This is a genomic window from Fimbriimonas ginsengisoli Gsoil 348 (genome assembly GCF_000724625.1).
Taxonomy (GTDB): Bacteria; Armatimonadota; Fimbriimonadia; order Fimbriimonadales; family Fimbriimonadaceae; genus Fimbriimonas; species Fimbriimonas ginsengisoli.
In genome coordinates, this window is sequence record NZ_CP007139.1 from 2,572,371 (window position 1) to 2,593,530 (window position 21,160).

A 21,160-nucleotide genomic window follows, 5' to 3' on the forward strand; every position below is an offset into this window, starting at 1 on the left:
CAAATGTGGCGGAAACGTCTCATGTCGCACCCAAGCTCTCAGCGGCGTTGGCGTTTGCTATTGAGAAGAACAAGCAGATGAACGAGCGTAAATTCGAGCGACTGAAAAATCAGTGGTTGCGCGAGATTCGGGCGGGAATGCGGATCAAAGAGATGACGATGCTTGCTCCGTACCAGCAGATCATCGGCATGGGTGAGCGTGCGTTACCGTTCCTGTTTCGCGAGTTGCGAACCAAGCCACGCTATTGGTTTTGGGCACTCGAATCGATCGTTTGCGAAAACCCTATCCCCGAAGAATCTTACGGCGATATGCGGCTAATGACGGAAGCTTGGCTTGGTTGGGCAGGTACCCGTGGGTATTGACTGGGATAGCCCAGAAACGCCAGAGCAACGCATTGACCGGATCTTTTGCGGCAGGCCCGTTCAGATCACCAGCGACGAAGATTGGCAGTACAACTGCGTTGCTTGGGCGGCTGGGCATAAAGACAAATTTTGGACGCACGAGACCGGGTATGGGACCTACACGTATTGGCCACCAGGAATTCCACGCGGCAACTCGCTGGCGCATCTAGTCGCAGTATTCGAGTGGCTTGGATTTGTTGCTTGCGGAGACGAAACGGTCGAGCCAGAAGTCGACAAGATTGCATTATTTGAGCAAGACGGCGAGTGGGCGCATGCTTGCAAGCAGTGTGACGACGGTCGTTGGTGGAGCAAGATGGACTTTTTCGAGGATGTTAAACACACCATTGACGATGTCGTGGCAGTCTACGGATCAAACCCTGTCTTTATGAAGCGCCCGCGCGCCTAGAATCGCGAGCAAGTTTGTTTTTCGCTCCGGCCTCATTCAACCGTTTATCCAGTTCCGACTTCGGAACCTTGAATATCTCGCGAGTTAAGTTATCCAAGGCGACCATGCTAGGATCGCTTTGGCCCTCTCCGGGGTCTTTTGTGCCGTCCGCAGGCAATGTCTTTTCAGTATCCAATCGCTTCCTCCTTACCGGTGAGCTTCTTATAGGTGAGTCGCTTACCTGAAACCTGCGAAGCAAGCGTCTTGAACCGGCTCGCATCAGTTCCCTTGCGCTCGTTGAACCGGAAAGCTTGCTCGTCAAGGTAGCGGTGAAGGTGGAACGGCTCAACGCTGACGTAGGTTCCGCGAATCGTTCGCTTTAGGAGACTCCAATAGTTCTCCATGCAATTCGTGCTCACGCGACCGTTGACGTACTCGACGGCGTGGTCTACCATTTCATGTCGGAACCAGTCCGGAAGCATGACGTACGCCGGGTTGGAGTCGGTGTAGAGCCAAGAATCCGGGTGGATGTGCTTTTTGAGTAGCGGAACGAGACTATTTGCCCTACGGTCCTCGACGTGAAAAGTTCGCACCGAACCGTCCCGCTCAATCATTCCGAGAACGACCGAACGATGGCCCTGGGAGCCCTGCTTGATCCCTTTGGCTTCTCTGACGTCCTGGTGGATGTTTCGAGCGTTGGCCCCGATGAACGTTTCGTCTACCTCGACTTCAACGCCGTTCTTGCCGCCCATCTTCTCAAACGACTCTTGCTGCATCGCAAGGCGAATCCGGTGAAGCATGAACCACGCGGTTTTCTGCGTCACGCCTAACGCGCGGTGCAACTCGTAAGACGAGATACCGTTCTTGGCGTTGGCAATGAGCCACATAGCCGGAATCCACTTGGAGAGCTTGATGGGGGAATCCTCGAAGATCGTGCCGACCTTTACGGAGAACTGCTTGCGGCAGCCGTTACAGCGCCAAATCATCCGGGACTCGATCAGGTGGACGCGGTCGCACTCGCATCGCGGGCAACTGACCCCGTTCGGCCATCGCCGGTTCCGCATGTACTCCCATGCGGTGCGCTCGTCCGCGAAGTGGATAACCACTTCGAGAAGAGTTTTCGGGGTCACGTCTTTCGTGCTCACGAAGTTATTATAGCATAACTTCGTGTGTCAAGTATATTGTTGCCCTCATTCGTCCCATCAGTCCACAGTCCATAGTCCACAGTCCACGCGAGTCCGGCCCCAACGACCCAACACCTTTTCCCCACCCCGCGAACCATTTTCGCAGGAAGACCCGTCTTGCTCTCATCTAGGCCCCGTGGCACGTGCGCTAGCGCGGATTGGCCCGTTGGTCTACAATAGGCGGGCGCGGGCCAGTCTGGCCGCTGCAAGTCCCGTTGGTGAATAGAACACATGGCGTTGCCGCGAATTCCGATGGTGCAGTTCTTGGTTCAGAAAGGTTATCTGAAACCGGAACAGCTCGATGAGGCGCAAAAAGTCGCCCAAAATACCGGCCAAACCGATATCTCGAAAGTTCTCGTCTCGCTAAATATGGTGGGCGAGCGCGAGGTGCTCCAGGCGAAGGCCCAGGAAATGGGATATGCCTTTGCCGATCTCGACCGCGTTACGATCGATACAAGCGCGATCAACGTCGTCCCTGAGCGTCTGGTAAAGGCGCATAACGCGATCCCCGTCAAGAAAGACGGGCAGAACCTTTGGGTCGCAATGTCGAACCCGGGCAACATCATGGCCCAGGACGACATCAAGATGGCCTCCGGTTGCCGCGTCATCCCGGTGCTCGCGGTCCCCGGCGCCATCGAAGACGCGATCAAGAAGTATTACGGCGGCGGCGTCGCCACTCCGGAAGTTTCCAAGGCGGCGGATACCACTCCCGCGGGTGGTGGCATCAAGGCCTCCGGTCTCGAGGATATGAAGTCGATGATCGCCCAGGCGGGCGTTCAGCGTGGCCGGGAAGAAGATGGCGACGCCGACGCCGACGCCGAGAAGATGGCGGAGCAGGCGCCGATCATCAAGCTGGCGAACGCCCTGATCCAAACCGGAATTATCGATCGCGCCTCGGACATTCACGTCGAGCCCCAGCAGCGCGGCGTGCGCGTCCGGTACCGCATCGACGGCGTGCTTCAAGAAGCGATGACGATTCCGCGGAACCTAATGGCGCCGCTGATCTCCCGCTTCAAGATCATGGCGGACATGAACATCGCCGAGCGGCGCGCCCCTCAAGACGGACGTATCGAGGTTCGGAACACCGGCAAAGAGTACGACCTTCGCGTCAGCGCGATCCCGACGCCTTGGGGCGAGAAGATCGTTATGCGAATTCTGGACAAGTCGAGCGTTATGATCGGCTTGAACAAGATCGGCTTCACCGAAGAGAACCAGATCAAGATCGAAGAGCTGGTCAGCCAGCCGAACGGCATGTTCCTCTGTACCGGTCCGACCGGTTCGGGCAAGACGACGACGCTGTACTCCGTGCTTCACAAACTGAACACGATCGGCGTCAACATCGTGACCGCCGAGGACCCGATCGAGTACCAGCTCAACGGTATCGCTCAGGTTCAGATGAACCGGAAAGCGAACCTGACGTTCGCTACCGCCCTCCGCGCCTTCCTCCGGCAAGACCCGGACATCATGATGGTGGGAGAAATCCGTGACCTTGAAACGGCGGAAATCGCGATTGAAGCCTCGCTGACGGGCCACATGGTCCTCTCCACGCTTCACACGAACGACGCGCCGTCTTCCACGCTCCGTCTCATCGACATGGGTATCGAGCCGTACCTTATCGCGGCCACGCTCATCGGCGTTCTCGCCCAGCGACTTGGACGAAGAATCGACGTAGATAATCGTGAGCCTTACGAAGTGACGCAGGCCGACCTACGACGCTTCGGCTTCGAAGTTACGGATCCGGAAGAGTTGGTTACACTTTATCGAGGTATCCCCGCGGAGTCGAACCGCATGACCGGCTATCGGGGAAGAACGGGCTTCCACGAACTGATGGTCATGAACGGCGAAATCGCCGAAATGGTCGTACGGCGCGCTCCGTTGGCCGACATTAAGGCGGCGGCGAAGGCGAACGGAATGAAGGAGCTGCGCGAGGACGGACTCGGCAAGGTTCTGGAAGGGATTACCGATCCGACGGAAGTTATGCGCGTTGTCTTCACCGCGGGCTTCTAGACGTATCCATTAAGACAGAGAGCGAGATGCAATCCAATAACTACCCACCTCAGAATCCGGGCGGCGCGCCGCCCCGTCAGCCGGGCGGCGGCGGTTATCCTCCCCCCGGTGGCATGCCCCCTCCCGGCGGAATGCCGCCGGTCGGAGGAGGGCTCGCCGCGGGTGGAAACCCGTTCCAAGCCGAGAAGAAGGAAGAGGAGGCGCCCAAGGGGCCTCCGATTACGCTTGACGACCTTCACATCGACGAGCTTTTGCATATCGTGGTCGACAAGCAGGCTTCGGACCTGCACATCTGCCACAACTCGCCTCCCGTGCTTCGCCTCGACGGCGCGCTGGTGCGGATGAACTACGAGTCGTTCTCGCCGCAGATCCTGCAGCGGATGATGTACGAGATCATCTCGGACGAGAACATCCAGCGGTTTGAGACGACGCTCGAACTCGACTTTTCGTATGCGCTCCCGCGCCGCGCCCGGTTCCGTGTGAACATGTACCGGGACAAGGGTTCGGTCGCCGCCGCATTCCGACTTATTCCTCAAAAGATCCCGACGGTCGAGCAGCTCAACCTGCCGCCGATCCTCAAGACGCTGTGTGAAAAGCCTCGTGGCTTGATTCTGGTTACCGGGCCTACGGGCTCCGGTAAGTCGACGTCGCTTGCCGCGATGATCAACCACATCAACACCAACTGGGCGCACCACATCATCACGATCGAGGACCCGATCGAGTACCTGCACGAGCACAAGCAGTCGCTCATCAACCAGCGCGAAGTCGGCAACGACACCAAGAGCTTTCTTAACGCGCTCCGCGGCTCGCTTCGTGAAGATCCGGACATCCTGCTCGTCGGTGAAATGCGCGATATGGAGACGATCTCCCTCGCCATCACCGCGGCGGAAACGGGCCACTTGGTCTTCGCCACGCTTCACACGAACAACTCCGCGGAATCCGTCGACCGTATGATCGACGTCTTCCCTCCTGGACAGCAGGAGCAGATCCGCGTTCAGCTCTCGAACAACTTGGTCGCGATCATTTCGCAGCAGCTACTGCGCCGGGCAAACGGCGACGGGCGTGTGCCGGCGAACGAGATCATGATCGCCAGCCCGGCCATCCGGAACCTAATCCGTGAGGCGAAGACGCACCAGATCACCTCGATGATTCAAACGTCGGGCAATATGGGCATGATCACCATGGATCAATGCCTTCGCGATAAGTATCTAAGTGGTTTGGTAACCCTCGAGGACGCAATGTCTCGTTGCCAAAACCCCGAAGAGCTTCGTAAGATGATTAACACCCCGGTTGCCGGTCAGGCCGGTGGACCCGGCGGGGCGCCGCGGGGCAGATAGGTAGTGACCCGGCCGATGAAGAACGAGGAAAACGATGCCAATCTATAGCTATACGTTCCGCGACGCGAACGGCGGTATGCAAAAGGGAACCGCCGACGCTGAGAGCGAAGAGGTACTGAGGCGTAAATTCGAGGAGCAGGGCCTAACGATCACCGAGCTTACGATGATCAAGGCCCGGTCGCCCCGCGCCAAACAGTACGGCAAGGTCAAACTCGCCCACCTCTCCGTTTTCTGCCGACAGTTCTCGACCATGGTCGACGCGGGCGTTTCGCTCGTGCGCTGCCTCGACGTTCTTTCTCGGCAGACCCAGGATACAAAGCTCAAGAAGATCCTGCTCGACATCGGCGAACGGGTTGAAGGAGGCGAAAGCCTCTCCCGCGCCATGCAGCGCCATCCCCGCACGTTCAGCTCCCTCTTCATCGGTCTTATCAAGGCCGGAGAAGTCGGTGGTGTGTTGGAAGAGTCGCTCCAGCGCCTTTCGCACTTCCTTGAAAAGGACGTGGAACTTCGCCGCAAGGTGAAGTCGGCCATGACTTACCCGGTCCTCGTCCTCATCATGGCGACCGGCATCGTCACCTTCCTCGTCGCGTGGTTCGTTCCCCAGTGGGCGGCGATTCTCACCGACCTTGGCTTGAAAGCCGACCAGCTTCCAGCGCCTACCCAGTTCCTCATCGACGTTTCCAACGTCGTGAAGTACTACTGGTGGATGGTTCTGATCTCGGTCGTCATCCTGATCTTCGCCTACCGGCTCTTCGTTAGCACCCGATTCGGGCGCCGCGTCGCCGACCGCGTAAGGTTGAAGATTCCGGTATTCGGCAAGCTCCACCACAAGATCTGCATGGCGCGGTTCAGCCGAACGATGGGCACGCTGCTCACCTCGGGCGTTCCGATCCTGCAGGCGATGGAGACGGTGGCCGGTACGGTCGGTAACTCGATCATGTCCGACGCGGTTCTCGAGGCCCGAGCCCGTATCCGTGAAGGAGACCGAATCGGCGACCCGCTCGAAGCTTCGCGCCTCTTCCCGCCGATGGTAGTCCACATGATCGGCGTCGGTGAGGAGTCCGGTTCGCTCGACTTCATGCTGCAGAAGATCGCCGACTTCTATGAGAGTGAAGTGGAGGCGACCCTCGCTTCGCTGACGGCGGCCATCGAGCCGCTGATGATCGTCGGACTCGGCTTCGTGGTCGGCTTCATCGTCATCGCGATGTTCCTTCCGCTTGTCGACGTTATCTCGAAGCTTTCTTCGGGCGGCGGCGACGACGATGCCGGCGGCGGCAAGTCATAGTCTGCTGACGGCAGAGAAGGCCCGCCGGCGTTGCCGCCGGCGGGCCTTTCTGTCATGATGGCGCGGTAAAGATGAACCCAATGGCACTGCTGTTTCCGGCTTGGACCTGCGTGATGGGGTTCATTCTCGGAGCGTTCGTGGGGAGCTTCCTCAATATGGCGATCTATCGGTTGCCGCGGGGAAAGTCGTTCTTTAACCCCAGCCGCAGCTTTTGCCCCAATTGCGAGCATGCCCTGGGCGCGCCGGACCTCTTTCCGATCCTGAGCTGGTTGCTCGCCCGAGGCCGATGCCGGTATTGCGATCAGCGGATTGCGAGCCGCTACCTTTGGGTCGAGGTGTTGACCGGGTCGCTCTTCGCGGGGGTGTGGTTCAAATATCTGACCGAGACGTACGATCCGCTACGAGCCGGATTCTCGGCGATCATGATCGCCTGCCTGATCGCGGTTATCTACATCGACTGGGAGCTCTACATCATTCCGGACGAGCTGAACGCGGCGATTCTGGTGACGGCGATCGCCTTCCAAGCGCTGCAGGGCAATCTTCACGGAGCGCTCGTAGGGGGGCTGACCGGGTGGGGGATTCTCTTCGGCATCGTCTTGCTTGGACGTCTTGCGTTTGGAAAGGACGCGATGGGGGACGGGGACGTGAAGATGATGCGCGGGGTCGGCGCCTTCCTCGGACCGTGGCTCACAGTGGGGAATATGGCGATCGCCGTCGTCGTCGGACTGATCGGGGGCATCGCGGGAATTCTGATCGCCAACCGAAGCAAAGGATCCGGGGAAGCCGAGGCGGCAAATGATGACGATGAGCCGATGCCCGAGGCGACGCCGGTGCCTCTCGTGCTCCTGGCCGGCATTTGGTACCTACTCTGCCTCGATGTTTTGGCTCTGTTCATTCCGCCACTAAACAAGTGGGTGCACCGATACTTCCCGGAGGAGTCGGTGGAAGAAGAGGACGACTGGAAGCCCGGTGCCACTACCATCCCTTTCGGTCCCTACCTCGCCGCGGGGGCTCTCATCTGCATCCTTTTCGGCGCGCCGATCGAAAGCGGTCTCAAGCGTTACTTCCATGTGGCGCCCGACGTATCGTCGACGTCCGAGCCGTAGGCGTGGGGCAGCGGCAACGCTCTCACGCAGGTACGAGCCGACCTGCGGCATCTACAACGCTTCGCGTTAGGGAAAAACTCTTCGGCAATGTGCCCAGTCGGAAGGAAAAGGTGGGCCAAAACATAGTCTCTGTATGAGTGGAGAGAGCCACCTTACTAAGTAGCGTGGCTTTCGACTAAAATGAGCGCTCGTGTGTCAGGAAGAATGCGCTCTCGAAGAGCGCTCGCGGCACCGCGCCGAGGGAATGTGAAAATGAACTTTGTAAGGCTAAGCCGGGAACAAATGCCCGCAAATCCCCGTCCCAGACCTGGGGAGAGTGGGGCGCATTACGCATGAAGAAGGGCTTCACCCTCATTGAGCTGTTAGTTGTCATCGCCATCATTTCGATCTTGGCGGCCATCATTTTCCCGGTATATGCACGGGCAAAAGATTCGGCCTACCGAGGTTCCGATATGGCGAACATGAACTCCGTTCGTACGGCGTTGCAGCTATACCGATCCGATCAAGGCGCGTTTCCGCCTGCCATTCTCGGTTATGCCACCAGCTATTCAGGTGGAACACCGAGCTCGGGGGATGTAGTTCCCGCCGATCAAGTCAAAGGCGCCCTCTATCCGAAGCGCATCGATTCGCTTACTACCCTGAGGCCGGCGTACGTCCGTCCGGAAGGGGTGAAGCTGGAAGTCGACGTCACTCGCGCCGTCTGGCCTCCGAAGCTCGCGGCGACGGGCAGCGCCGATCCGGGCGCTTACCAGCGCTTCGGTCCTACCGACGGTTATATCCAGCGGTGCGAAATCGATCCGAACACCGGTACGAAGACGGCCACCGACAACTACTACTACCGAATTAGCGGCTACGACGCAGCGCGCGTTCCCAATGGGACCACGCCCCGCAACGAGCTGCGGTACGCGCTTTTCTGGAGCGGCTACGCAGTGCCGCTCGATCCGTGCAACCCGGACGTCAGCGGCAGCGCCGCCGACGATCCGAGGCAGCTCGGCTACACCGATCCGCCGGACACCACCGTCGTGACCTGGGATAGTTACTTCCGAGAGTATTCGAACGGCACCGTCGCTCATATCAAGCGGGACATCGTCCTGTTCCTTGGTGGCGCGGCTCGCCCGTACGACTCCGCGGAAGTCGCCCTCAAGTCGTGGAAGGTGCTGCCGTAACGCGGGAGGGTTGAAGCAAAATTGACGACTCTCACCCGTTCTGACCGTGGCCATGCCGGCCCGGAGGAGATCCGTATGTCGCCCACAAGGCGCACCGCCGGTACCACCCTCATCGAAGTTCTCGTCGTGATCGTGATCTTCCTCGTGGGGATCTTGGCCGTGATCCAGATCTTCCCCAAGGGATTCCAGATCTTGGTTCTCGGCCGAAACAATTCGATCGCGTCGGCATTGGCGAGGGACGAGATTGAGCGGCTGAAGACGCGATCCGACGAGTTGCCCGAGGCGATCGTCCCGACCGTCACGGACGCCAACGGGAATACGGTGGTCGACCCATCGCGAAGTCCGGACGACCTCGGTCCTTACGGAGACGCGATCTCGGCGACCGGCATCCTCTCTTGGAACGGCAAACCGTTGGGCGATTGGACCCGCTTTAACGGCGCGAACATTTTCCGACACATCATCGGTGAGGGACGCCAGATCCCGGCGCCGAGAACGGTGGGCTCGACCCTCTACGGCAGCATGGTGCTGTTGAACTTCGGTCCGGTCGACTTTAACGCGAACACGTTCGCCGCCTACGGGAACGACATGACGGCTCGCATGGGCGTGCCGCTCGATACGGATCGAAAGGGAGAGGACGAGTTCTTCATTCAAAACCAGGAGTCGCCCGCGGTTACCATCCGGGTCCCTTCCGGTCCGAAGCTCCTGCCCGGTGGAATCACCAACCAAAGCACGCGAGTCTATTACGTTTCGTTCTCGGCTTATATGTCCGACGGAACGAAGCGCGACTTCGTGGATCTCAGCTTCTCGGTTCCGCAGAGCGATCCGCTCCCGAACGGGGAGCAGCCCATGTACGGACAGCCCTTGGCTGGACTGATTCCCAGTGGAACCCTGGCCAGTCTCGACCTCGGCACGCTCCGAGTTCGACGAGGCTTCGAGCCGATTCCCGTGAACGGAAATTGGCAGGCGTATGAGCCGTACAGCTACAAGCTTTTGAATCCCGGATTGGGCGTGCTCCTGTTCTCGCCCAACGCTTTCGGTCAGTTCGTTTCCGGCCCCGGCGGGCGAGAGCCGCTCCGGGCACGGATCAGCTACGACGTCTACGATTGGCGAATCCTCCGCGAGGAGTTCCGATTCCCGGTCGGCCAGCAAGCGCAGCACCAGCTCGCCGTCGGCTCCATAAAGGTTGGGGGGCTGAGCGGCTTCGACGGCCGCAACCAGCAGCCGATCCCGGTGGTCGAAGGGACCGGAAGCCAAACCGAGGTGGCTAACGCCTTGCAGAGCGGCTTCTTCGTCCTCGTCGACATGGACACCGGCGGGGTGTATATGGAGAAGGATAAGGACGCCCTCGCCAACACGACCGACGTTTACATCTCGGTGAACAAGTCGAACGGCCTGGTCACGGTTCGCGACCTCGACCCGTCAACCCCCGGGACCCAGGCAAACCTCTTGTTACCGGACGGGCAGATCCTCCCTAACGTGACGATCGATAACCGCGCGGTCCGGGCGCTTTACATGGCGCGCAACGAATTCGCCGTCCAAGTGCTCAAAGCGGCTTCAACCTATTCGGTCTCCTACGGCGTACCCGGCTTCCGCCAGTACTACGTCGGCGGATCGGTCCCGGCCGTCGGTGGTCAGCCGACTAGGATCTACTTCCCGAGGAGCGACGCCGGACGAAAGGTCTCGGTGAGCGTAATCAACTACCGGCGAAGCGGCGACACGTCGCCCCGGCAGATCCTCGACCAGGACTTCGTCATCAAGTTCCCGACCAGCGCCGATCCGATGAACCTGCCTTGCATCGACTTGAAGGAAGTGGACTTGGCCGCGACAACGCTGGACGCCAATATCGACGCCCGCTCGCTTGGCTACGCCGTGCGAGACGTGAAGGGGTCTTCTGTGGCCGTCCGAACGCTTTGGAACCCGGACTTCTTCCGGCTCGGGCTGGATGTCGCCGCGAATATGACCAAGGTGAACCAGTGGGGCCGGGGTTGGCGACGTTCCACTAACGAGAGCTACCTCGAGCAGGGAGATGTTTCCCGATGAATCGCATGAGACGCGCCTTCACACTTATCGAGCTTCTCACGGTGATGACGATCTCCGCCATCCTCTTGGGGCTGATCGTGCTTCCGCTTTTCCAGAGCTTCAACTTGACGCGAGCCGCTCAGGCTTTCGCCGAAGCCCAAGATCGAGCGAAGATCCTGACCGATCGGATCGCTCGGGAAACCGGAAACGCCTATGCGGTGCGGAACTCGTCCAGCCTTATTGACAGCGTCGTTAACGGCGTCGCCACCAAAGTCCCGCAGAACGCACTTATCATTTCGCTTCCGAATCAGGCCCGCAACGCGTGGCGCGACGTCGTGCTCCCGTACACCAAGCTAGACCTTGTTCGACCCGCCGAAGGGGACCAGACGCTGAACGGCGCCGGCTCCTGGGTGGACCCGGTCACGGGTAAGACCGACCCAACGCTGCAAGCTCCGAAAGGGCAGGTCGTCCTTCCGGTTGCCCCGGGGTTCGGGATGATCCGGTACTTCATCGGCCGCCGGGATCCGTTCCTCAACTACAACAACCCTTACGACGCCCTTCTGATGGGCATCAACGGAAACCGCGACAACCTGTACGTCATGTACCGGGCCGAGGTGCAGCCGTGGGTGCGACGAGCGAACAAGAACACGCCCACTCAGGCGGGGACGATCCGATGGCGCCCGAACCTTAAGTATTTCGCTTCGAACGACTCCAGCGACCCCGAACTCGACGACACCCAGATCGTGGATATGGACGATCCCCGTTTCTTCGAGCCGAATCGCAATGCGGGCGGCGTCTATATCGACGACCAGGGGCCGGATCCTACTTACAGCCCGAGCCACGCCCAGCGAATCCATAACTGGCTTACCCGCGCCGTCGTCCAGACCGAGGTCTCGCGCTACGACATGATCTTGCCGGTTTACGATCGGCGGACTCGCTTGGTCGAGTACGATTCGAACTCGATTCCGCGAGTGATGCCGCTCGTACAGTTCCGCCCGGAGCGGGTGAGCAACGACCCGGCCGCCGGCCAAGTCGCCGTACGCCAGGGCTCCGAATCCGACACTGCCGAGTCCGCGGGACCCGACGTCTTCCGGACGCAGTACGGACAGTGGAGCAACCCGATCGTCCGGCTCTTCCCGCACGGTTGGGCGCCGGCCACCCCTTACGAGATCTCCCTGACTGCGGTCAACGCGGGAGCGCCCGGTCAGCCGCCCGGCGCCATGGTCTACATGTACAATCCGGCCGTATCGGCGATCGACTTCGATCCCGCCAACCTCGTCGGTGCGTTCGACCTCTACACCTACAACGCCCTTTCGGGCTATCAAACGTCGGCCACGCAACGGTTCTATCCGTTCACGCAGGCCGTTGCCTCGGCCAACTCACTGTCGGGCTGGCTTTCCGCCGGCGCGATACAAGGGCTGACGGCGCTCGATCGCCGGGCGATGTTCACCCCGTACGCTTTCGATGCGAACCGGGGACGGATCGTCACCAGCTTCTCCATCAGCGAAGTCGGCGACACGTCCGTCACCAATCCGCCGGACCCGGACAATCTGCCGGTCTGGCCCGCTGACGCCGAAACGCCCAGTCATCCCGCCCCGCCGTACACGCCGATTAACGATCCCGATCTGACTGGCAACTTCTACGATCCGAAGTTCGACACGATCAACGAGAAGTTCAACAAGGTCGCGAACGATTTTCAGTCGCTACTGCCGAACAACGTAGACCGGTTCCTCGACCTCCGGGTGACGCCAAATAGCGACGGGACACCCTCCCCGCTGTTCCCGAACCCGATTACGGGTCAGGCAACCGGTTTCGTGTACCCAACACCGGATGGCGGCAACCGAAGCCGCGTACAGATCGTGCCGGGAAGCGATACCGTCTACGGCCCCGACCAACTGCCTGGTCCGAACTATGGCAGCGAGGTTCGGTACACCCGCATCAGCACGGGCGACCCTGGTCCCAACCAGTACAAGATCAACTACGCCGACCTGCAAGAGCCGACCAACTCGTCCGGTTCGATCGATTACTCGGTCCAATTCGACGGAATCTCGATGGCCGGATTCAACCCCCGGACGTACGATCCGCAGAACATCGTCAGCGCCGTCTTGCAGCCTCGGTTCAAGGTCGGTTACATCAAATTCAATTCCGACCCGAACGTACCGCTGCCCGAAGGAAATATCCGCGTCTCGTACCGGTTCTACTTCACGGGCCAACGGGCCGGACAGGCGGCCATCCCTGGCCAAACCAAGACCTCTTCGTTCGCCGTGGATTACGACACACGGCAGCTCATGAACGTCCTGCTTACCATTCGCAACTACCCGCAGTCTTCGATTCCGAACCCTCAGACGGTAACCCTGAAGTCGACGGCGACGGTGCGGAACTACACCCGGTGATCTTTTGATGAACCCTGAATTCCGTTCCAACCATAACCGCCCCGCCATCCAGCGGGGTGAGCGCGGCCAGACGATTATCGTGGCCCTGATCATCCTGGGACTGCTGCTCATCATCGGGTTTGTCTTTATCGGCATCATCAGCCGGAGCCTCAACTTCACGAGCACGCTGTACCACCGGGGCCGCGCTAACGATTTCTCGGAAGCCGGAATCCGTTTCGCTCACCAGCAGTTGCTGCGTAGCGAGCAGGGAGCCGACTGGCGGCCGCTGCCTACCCCGATGCTCGACGAAGGGGCCACCGACTTTACGCGCGATCCCGACGCTTTCTTCCTGCGCCCGCCGGCAAATGTCGGCAACGCCGGCGTTCGGTTTCCCGGCAGCGTCTACTTTGACCAAGGGGGGCCTGACGGCTTGGGCCCGTTCTTTCGGACCCAGTTCCGCGATGGGCGCGCCCTTATCCGGATCCGATGGGCGCCGAGCGACGCGAACATCTTCCGCAACTCCCCCAGCGGACCGTTGCGAACTCCGGGAGCCGCGCGCAACTACATCTTCATCGAGGCGGTAGGGCGCGACGGTACGCTGAGCGTATCCGACCCGACCGCGCTGACCAACCAGGTCTCCCGTAAGTACCGTAACTACGCCACGACCGCCGAGTTCCAGCAGGCGCTGAACCAGTTCCGTTCGGACCAATCCCGATACGGCGGCATCCAAGTGAACCGGGCGTTCGCCTCGATCGGAATTATCGAGACGGCCCGTTTTATCGCGAATAAGTACAACGTCGCCACTCCCGCCGACCTCGGCGTCGACGACAAGCTTGGCGCGATGGTTCGCGACGCGGCGGTAACAGACCTGCCGACGCAGCTCGGCACCGCCATCCCGCTTCTCACTTTCGAAGGACCGGCGGCGGCAACTCCGACGACTCAGTCGATCCCGCTCGGCGGCTCGTTCTTCTCCAATGCGTCGGTGCGGCTGCACGGCCACATCATCGCAAACCTGAATTACACGCTCGGCGACCAGTTCCTGGTAGCCGGCGACATCACGGGCGACTCCAACGCGGCCTTGACGCTGGTTGGCTGGAAGTACAACCCGGCGGTCAACAACTACCAGCCGCTTCCCGGATTTACGGGTCCGGGCGGATCCCTCACGCTGCTGAGCAGCGGCGGGCAGAGCTTCAGTAGCAAGAGCCCGAACTTCTTTTCCGCCGGTCTTCTGCGAGACAATTCTCAGGATCGGTCGGTCGAAGGGGTTCCTCGCGGGGTTGGGACCAAGGCGCCGCCCTCGATCTTGGCCCTGGATCCGCAAACCCACACCGACCGGTATGTGCAGATGACGCGCGAAAGCGGCGTATTCGCCGGGACGACCAACTCCGGGCATTTTGGGTACGGCGCCGGCGTTTACGTCGATAACTTTTCCGACCGGCAGATGGGGCAGACCGAAACCGGGCGGCAGAATCTTGGCGGCTCCGGATCGCTCATCAACGACTGGTTGAATCCTTCCAACCGCGATGGCGGTTCTTGGCGGGGCTTCTATTACACGCCTCCCGGAGCGTATCTCCAATTGTTGACCGACGGGTTCATGATCCTTCGCGACGGCCGCGCGCCTCAGAGCGAAAGGACCTGGAAGACCGCGGCCGGCGCGGACACCGGCCAGGCCGCGATCCGGTTCCGGCTCGGCCGTGGATCCGATCGACGGCTGCGAATCGTGAACACCTTCCAGGTGGCCAACATCAACGGCAACTTGGCGCCGACCGACTACGATAACGGCCAGCCGTTCAACGGGGTCCTCTTCTTCGAAGGTAACGTCCGGGTCCGGGGGAACATTCCTACCGACTTGCAGCTCACGGTCGTTTCCAATGCGACGATCTACATCGAAGGAAGCATCACCAAGGGAGTCACCGGCAACGACTGGACGGCCAGCTACGGCGCTCAAGATCCGTTCAGCGCGACTCCGCAAGGGACGCGCCTTACCCGGCCGACCCGATCGATGCTGATGCTGATGGCGAAAGACTACGTGGCTCTCAACACCACCCAGTTCTTCGCGCCGACCCCCGGTCAGGACGTGCAGCCGAAGGAAGACATTCCGAACGTTCCGTCGATGAATCCGGTCCTGATCCGAACCAACAACACGCTGACGACCGGCTTCGAGTTCGTGCTCGATCCGAATGGCCCGAACGTGACCACCCCGTCCAATCCGAGCCAGTGGCGTCCTTTCGCCTCGGACTACTTCGAGCTGGGGCAGCCGTCCAATAAGATCGCCACCAACATTCTGTTGACGCATACGATGGAGGACGGCCCCGCTCAATCGACCTTCATCGCCTGGGATGTGAACCTTGGGTTCGGTACGCCGACCTATCAGTTCCCGACGATCAACTATTCGAATAGCGCCGCTCCCTACTTCACCACCGCCAATATTCCTCTCTATGGCCTCGGCATGGAGAACTATCAGCGATTCGGCAAGTTCGAGAGCATCGCGCTTCCGCTGGTCGACCCCACCACGGCGACGACCAACGCGAATACGATCGTGGCGAATAACCTCTACGGCAAGTACACGCTCTTCACCCAGAGCCGCAACGACCTGAACATCCGAACGACGAGCGTCGGCGGCGTGTCAACCAATGACTATGTCCTTGGCCGCCTCGCCCTTGCCCCGCACGATATTCGGATCGAGGCCGCCATCTACGCCGAGGAAGGCTCGTTCTTCGTCATCCCCGGGCCGTGGTTCAACCCGAACCCGAACGATACGTTCGACCGGTGGTCGCGAAACGACGACGCATCCGGCAACGTGCTCAGCACGGACGAGCGGAACGCCCGCCGAACTCTCGAGTACGGTTCGGCGCCGATGACCCCGTTCTACGGCGAGCCGCTGGACAACCGGATCGTCATCTCGGGCGCGATCAGCGAGAACATGCCGCCGACCGCCGCGCAGCAGGCCGAATGGATGCGGAAGTGGGGCTGGATCCCGCGGTACATGGGAGCGACCAACCAGTCGATCCCCGCGCAGCACATTCCGGCCGGTACGGCCGCCGGGGCAACCTACGTGCCAAATATCATCGTCACCTACGACCCGGTGCTTGCTACCGGTCGCCGGTTTGGATTCGTAGAGGACCTGAACAATCCGGGGACCTACGTTCGAACTCAGTGGGTCGACTACAACCACGACGGAGTTCAGCAGTCCACCGAGCTGCTTCCCCTGCCGCCGCTGCCGCGGCTTCCGGTCAGCCCGACGCTGGCCTTCTTCGGAGAGGTGCACTAACCGATGCTTCGCCGCTTACTCGCCGTTTTCATGACAACCGCCGCTACCGCGGCGGTCGCGCTCGCCGGGCCGCAAACATACGCCGCGAAGGTTCAATCGATTCGCGCCGGGATTGTGATCCTGGACAGCGCGAGGTCGTCGGCGGCCGGATCCGTACCGCAGAGCGCCGCGCCCCACGTGTGGTTCAACTTCGACGCCAACAAGAGCGTCAAGCCGATCGGCTGGCAGATCTCGAATCCGCACGCCCCGTCCCGCGTTACCCAGGCGATCCAAGATCGCTGGCGGGCGCTGACCGGCGTTACCCAGACTCTCGGCGTGCGGCTCAGCAAGCGCACCGCGCCTTATTGGGAGGTCTTCCTCAGCAACACGACCGACGCCGCGCTTTCGGACTACGACGTTCTGTTGGTCAACCCGCTCAATTTCATCTCGCTTAACGCGATGGAGAGGGAGAAGCTGCATCGGTTCGTCGACCACGGCGGTTTGCTTTGGATCGATCCGGCCGGGGTTTCCTCCATGTCGGGCTACGACATCACCAACGGATTTCCGGTCCCGTTCCAACCCGGAATCGGCGACTCGGTCGGGGCGAACTTCGCCGACTTCACGAACCCGCTTCTAAGCCGGCCGCTCACCCTTTCTTACCGGGATGTCGACCTGCTGAACACGGGCGGCTTTAACCTGACGATCAACCCGCTCGACTTCACGGGCAATTCGATCCAGAGCTACTTCACGAGTCTCGCGGGTCAGTCGCTCGCGATTCGCGGCGTGTCGTTCTTTAAGAACGCGGCCTCCGCGGGAACGAACTCGGAGACGATCGGAGTCGCCCAATCCGGCGCCGGCTTCGTGGTGATCACCTCGCGCGGGGCTTCGATCAAGCTCAACCGGGTGGCGGGCGCCAGCTATACGACGAACACCGGGTTCGGCGCGCTGGCCCCGACTCTGGAAGTCGACGGCCTTGCCGCGTGCAAGCTCGTCGTCAACATGATTTCGCTTCTTTCCGAGTACCGCCAGCAGGGCGGAAACTCGCTGAAATCGAACGGGAGCGCCATCTCGCTGACCGCCCCGCTGCTCAACCGTCTGGTCGATCACAGCGTCTCTTTCAACACCGCCGCAAAATATAACAATGGATCGGTCGTCTACAAAGGGTTGGTCATTGCCAGCGATTCCGCCAACGGGCGACTCATCGCCTACGATGCGCGTAGCAACAACGACCTAGACGGCGACGGCCTGGACGACGACGGGCAGCTCGACACTCCCGGGTCGAACGTGGACATCGTCTGGCAAGTCTCGGGCTTGACCGGCCCGATCTCGCCGCCCGTGGTGGCCGACCTTCCCCAGAACCCGCTTCACCCGGAGATGGTGATGGTGGTCGATGGAAATGGAGTCGTCCACGGCTACGATCCGTTCGAAAGGCTGCCGAACGGGCGGCTATCTCCCGGACCGCATACGGAAATCATGAACGTCACGCCCCCCGCGGCCGACGCCGTGGTCTCCACGGGCGAGACGCCCAACCCGCCAACGGTTCACGAAGGAATGGCGTACATCTGCGACCGAATCGGGGGAGCCGGATCCGACCGGGGACGCGTTTGGGTGATTAACCTTGCCACCGGGACCCGAATGCGCTCGTCCGGCAACGATTGGTACCTCGGCGGGAATTCCTCGCCGTTCCAGTCCGAGCCGTTCGCAACGAGCCCGACGGTCGGGTACATCCCGATCTTCGACAATTCGGGCGGAGTCGACAAGGTCATGTATGCCCAGTTCCAGGGGAACGACACGACCGGGACCCCTCCCGGGTTTGTGAGTCTCTTCCTTGGCGTCAAGGGCGAGAAGCCGATTTCATTCGATTCGATTCCCGGAGGGTTGCAGGTTACGACCCGAGCCAGCCAGCGGGGCGGACTACCGATTTACGAAAACCCGGGCGCGAACGATCCGTTGAACATCAAGCTCACGGTGCAGGACGCCGCGGGCAACCCTTGGTCGGCGGCGCAGATGGCGGCCGTTTTCTCCGGTCAACCTCAAGACCAGGGCGGTGGCGTGCTTCTCTTCCCGTATAACGGAGCGGCGACTTTGCCGGCCAACGTGACCGTGCGGGTCGACTACAACATTGACTGGGGTCAGAGCACCTCCGGCCTCCTCGCCGCCGTCGAGCGCGGTCGCATCCAGTTGCCGGACAAACTCGGCGCTGGGAATACGCCTCGAAAGGTCACGGGACCGCTTGCCCTGACCCCGGCGGGGACGCTCTATATGACCGTGTCGGGAGGCAACACGGCTGGCCTCTTCGGATTCCGGGAAGACGGCCGAGGCAGCTTCCGCTGCACCTTCCGGTACGAGCTTTATCCGAAGTACACGTTCAACGCCCAGGGAGTCGGACCGGATGTTCAGCCGCCGGTAGTGGAGGATAACGATGTTATCGCGAAGCAGATGGCTCCGGGGATCCTGGATAAGCCGTTTACCAACTTCGCGATCATCGGAGGGCCATCGGTACGGAACGGGCAGGTCTTTATCTCCGTGGCAGCGGGCAAAGGGTTCATCCCAACTGGATTGGTCATGGCGTTCCGGTCCGAGCCGGAAACTCCCCAGTTCCGAGTGGATGACGTTCCGGATGGCTCGGTGCTGGTACAGGCCGACCTCGTTCGAAGCACCTCGATCTCGAACCCAGACATTCCCACGATCTTCCCAGGCTCGAATTTTTCTTACGACCCCGAGTCGAAGACGCTTCGGCTGGAAAGTCTGATGAACGTTCAGAACGGCCAGATGCAGCAGGCGATGAATCTCAGCCAGCGCATCTACATCCGCCGGCCAGGTCAACCGGACTTGGCGATCGATCCCGATAACCAGGGAGGAGACGCTCGCTGGAGCCCGCTCCTGTGGTACACGGTTTCGAACGGTGCGACACCCACTACCGGGCCGCTGGTTACGGGCGACACCTTGTTCGTCGGCGCGACGAGCATGGTTCGAAACGGACTCGCAACCGGTACTTTCCCGGCGCCGAGCGATGGACTGATCTTTGCGTTGACGTCGCAGATCAGCGCCAACGACGAAGCCTTGAAGATCACGCCTGGACGCCCGTGGATCAAGCAGCTCAGCATGATCTCGGATAAGCCGCGGTGGCCTTACCTGGCCGACATCACCTCGATGGCGGACTATATCCAGCGGCTCAACCAGTCGATCCTGCCTCAGAGCTCAACGACCCTTTCCCTCTCGGGAGGGGACGGAACCCTGGTAGCCCAGGGCGACGGCGGTCTTTACACCTACGACCGTGCCGACTTCCTGGTCGCCGACCAAGGCCGCTTGGTAACCTTCGATCCTTCCGGCGAGCCGATCTGGAGCGCGAGCGCCACCTACTCGGCCGGCGCGGACGCCAGTGGCGGCGCCGCCAACTTGAATCCGCTTGTTCGACCCACCCGCGCCTACCGGCTGAACCAGACAGATATGCTGGTCGTCGATTCCGGCGCCAACCGCGTCGTTCGGATGAATCAGGAAGCGATCGAGCAACGGGCGCTCTCTGGCTTCAAGCTCGACCCGTCCCATACGCCGAACGGCTATGCCGCCAACGAGACGCTCCGATTCAACGATCCACGCGACGCCCTGACCTTCACCTCCATCGAGAACTTGGCGGATATCACTTCCTCGGTCTCGCCGGGAGACGGAGAGGGGGAATCGGGATATGAGTACTGGATCCACTACCTTGTGGCGGACGCTGGGAACCATCGCCTCATTGAGACGGTCGACCGGTACGGCTATGACGTCACGACCGGACGGATCCTTGATCCGGTGAGGATCAACGGGGTGGCTCAGCTTGGCGTCTTGGTCTGGCACAGCCCGGCCAACGTCAGCGGCAAACAGTACGCCTATAACAGCGTGGTCCGAATTCCAGTGCCGAATCCGGATGGAACGCAACGGTACGTTTACGTAACGTCGGTGAAGGACGTCCAGCCGACCCAGAACTCGCTTGGAGTGACGAGCGGCAGTTCGACGGAATCGGGTGGCGGCAACGGCGGCGTGATCGTCTTCGATCCCGCCCGTCCGGGACCGTTCGTGTTCAACGAGATGCTCATTCCCCAGATCGGGGCCAACGTGCTCTGGAACCAATCCACGGGACTCTTCAACCAGCCGCTACAGCCGGCGGTGGTCCATCCGTTCACGAATATTTCGGCGGTAACGGCTTCGGTCGAACTTCGTGGGGCTCAACTGGTCACCTATCTTATGATCACCGACGCGACCGGGGTTTACGAAGCCTACTTCCCGATCAACGCGGCCGGGACACCGCCTTCCAGGCTGGATGTTGATTGGATGATGCCGAACGAGGTGTACCGAGTTATGCGGCGCGACCTGGGCGGCGTACCAGCCGCCAACAACGCGGGCAACCTGAGGGCGACTTACGCCCGACGGTTGAACAGCGACTCCGTGGTGATCGTAAACGGCTACTTCGGCACGCAGCGAGACGGAGTGACACCGTTTAAGGGCGAGGTCTTGCAGATCGACGGAGTGCGAGATCCTTCCCGCCTCACGACGACCAATCTTGGATACAACAACAGCAGCATCACCTTCGAGCTGCGATCGATCAACGGAGCGCGGGGGCTTGTACTCCCCGTGTTTGCGGATCGACGGTGAGGTCTTTGACCGGTGA

At 60.8% G+C, this 21,160-nt stretch carries 12 protein-coding genes; 11 read left to right on the forward strand and 1 reads right to left on the reverse strand.

The features are described 5' to 3' along the window. Nucleotides 1-5 precede the first annotated feature (5 nt). Together OP10G_RS11835 and OP10G_RS11840 are read left to right on the forward strand one after the other, a co-directional pair. Entirely contained in the window at nucleotides 6-362 is a 357-nt protein-coding gene (locus tag OP10G_RS11835) for a hypothetical protein (RefSeq protein ID WP_144241112.1), read from the forward strand. Then, nucleotides 352-807, forward strand: coding sequence for a DUF7689 domain-containing protein (locus tag OP10G_RS11840; protein ID WP_025225677.1), 456 nt, complete (start codon nucleotides 352-354; stop codon nucleotides 805-807). Before OP10G_RS11835 ends, OP10G_RS11840 begins: the two co-directional genes overlap by 11 nt. Nucleotides 808-971: 164 nt before the next feature. Here OP10G_RS11840 and OP10G_RS11845 read toward each other — a convergent pair whose 3' ends face one another. Beyond that, complete coding sequence (locus tag OP10G_RS11845) at nucleotides 972-1,931, reverse strand: IS1595 family transposase (protein WP_025225676.1); 960 nt, start codon at nucleotides 1,929-1,931, stop codon at nucleotides 972-974. Nucleotides 1,932-2,201: 270 nt separating this feature from the next. On the opposite strand from OP10G_RS11845, the gene OP10G_RS11850 reads away from it, so the two are divergent. The 9 genes from OP10G_RS11850 to OP10G_RS11890 all read left to right on the forward strand — a co-directional run bounded on the left by OP10G_RS11850 (nucleotide 2,202) and on the right by OP10G_RS11890 (nucleotide 21,144). Then, entirely contained in the window at nucleotides 2,202-3,977 is a 1,776-nt protein-coding gene (locus tag OP10G_RS11850; protein ID WP_052547720.1) for a GspE/PulE family protein, read from the forward strand. Nucleotides 3,978-4,003: 26 nt separating this feature from the next. Beyond that, nucleotides 4,004-5,314 carry a type IV pilus twitching motility protein PilT gene (locus OP10G_RS11855; RefSeq protein WP_084179139.1) on the forward strand — a complete coding sequence of 437 codons (1,311 nt, stop codon included), beginning with the start codon at nucleotides 4,004-4,006 and terminating at the stop codon, nucleotides 5,312-5,314. Between the two features lie 34 nt (nucleotides 5,315-5,348). Beyond that, nucleotides 5,349-6,599: a type II secretion system F family protein gene (locus OP10G_RS11860; RefSeq protein WP_025225673.1), complete on the forward strand. Its 1,251-nt coding sequence runs from the start codon at nucleotides 5,349-5,351 to the stop codon at nucleotides 6,597-6,599. 80 nt (nucleotides 6,600-6,679) lie between these two features. After that, complete coding sequence (locus OP10G_RS11865) at nucleotides 6,680-7,705, forward strand: prepilin peptidase (RefSeq protein ID WP_025225672.1); 1,026 nt, start codon at nucleotides 6,680-6,682, stop codon at nucleotides 7,703-7,705. 332 nt (nucleotides 7,706-8,037) lie between these two features. Then, nucleotides 8,038-8,871, forward strand: a complete 834-nt coding sequence (locus OP10G_RS11870; RefSeq protein ID WP_025225671.1) for a type II secretion system protein — start codon at nucleotides 8,038-8,040, stop codon at nucleotides 8,869-8,871. Nucleotides 8,872-8,946: 75 nt separating this feature from the next. Next, a complete protein-coding gene (locus OP10G_RS11875; RefSeq protein ID WP_025225670.1) occupies nucleotides 8,947-10,911 on the forward strand; it encodes a hypothetical protein in 1,965 nt (654 codons plus the stop codon). Then, entirely contained in the window at nucleotides 10,908-13,283 is a 2,376-nt protein-coding gene (locus OP10G_RS11880) for a type II secretion system protein (RefSeq protein ID WP_025225669.1), read from the forward strand. The genes OP10G_RS11875 and OP10G_RS11880 overlap by 4 nt, the downstream gene beginning before the upstream one ends. A 7-nt stretch (nucleotides 13,284-13,290) precedes the next feature. Beyond that, complete coding sequence (locus OP10G_RS11885; RefSeq protein ID WP_025225668.1) at nucleotides 13,291-16,533, forward strand: hypothetical protein; 3,243 nt, start codon at nucleotides 13,291-13,293, stop codon at nucleotides 16,531-16,533. A gap of 3 nt (nucleotides 16,534-16,536) precedes the next feature. Next, a complete protein-coding gene (locus tag OP10G_RS11890) occupies nucleotides 16,537-21,144 on the forward strand; it encodes a hypothetical protein (RefSeq protein WP_025225667.1) in 4,608 nt (1,535 codons plus the stop codon). Nucleotides 21,145-21,160: the final 16 nt, after the last annotated feature.